Here is an 892-nt window from a genome sequence, read left to right on the forward strand (position 1 = left end):
ATGTTCGTGATTCCCCGCGCCGCCGCGATTGCTCAACCACGCTTTAAAGCAATAAGCTGCGGCTGATTGCGCCTCGCCGTCTTGCCATCCAGTAATACCTCGATTCGTCGCGTATTCGCCCGCCAAACCAATGAGCGCAAGCCGTTCGCAAACACGGTGGGCTTGGCCGCTGGCGTCTGCTGGCAGATGCAGGGCGAGGAACTTGGCCGTCTCCTGACGCAGGTACTGCTCTATCACCTCCGGCTCTTTAGCTATCGCGTTGAGCATTTCGATCGCGGCGATGCCATAGCTGCGTTTGCAACCCTCGTTGATCAGCGCGGAGAGCTTCGCGCCGCCGACTTGCCCGTGCAGCGTTTCGAACAAACCGAAGCCCCGACCCGCATCCGCCGGAATTTCGACCAGGCGCACCTCCTGACCCGCCTTCGCCTTCTTCCCGCCTGCCTGCATGTGCTGCGCGAGACCGATCTCGCCGGCGGACAGGAACAATAGCCGCCACGACTGCCGCGCGCGCGCTGAGCCGGTTCGCCCCGCTCGTGCCTTGCCGCTGCCGTTGGCCAGCATGTAGGCGATCTCGCCTGCCTCCCGAGGATCGACCTGCGCGAGTTCATCAAGCACGAGCAGCGTGTCGTTGTGAAGGGCGGCCAAGCCCTCAAGCCCGTTCGAGGTTGCACGCCACCTCTGCATGTACTCGGGACCACCATAGACACTGCAAGCGGCTCGAAGCGCCGTCGTTTTACCTGTCGACGAGTCGCCAACGAAATTCAGGCCTCCCGACTCCTGACCCGAATACGCAAGCATCATCCCGGCAAATGCCGTCGAGACCGCGACCAGCATGCGGGAGTTGCCCGAGCAATACGAAGCGACGTCGCGCTTCCAGTCGTCTAACGTTCCG

The 892-nt window shown here is 62.6% G+C and carries 1 protein-coding gene; it reads right to left on the bottom strand.

The features are described 5' to 3' along the window. The coding region (locus tag QCE79_RS33050) for a DUF927 domain-containing protein (RefSeq protein ID WP_309851670.1) at positions 1–892 on the bottom strand (892 nt) is incomplete at both ends.

The organism is Caballeronia sp. LZ003 (genome assembly GCF_031451465.1).
Lineage (GTDB): Bacteria > Pseudomonadota > Gammaproteobacteria > Burkholderiales > Burkholderiaceae > Caballeronia.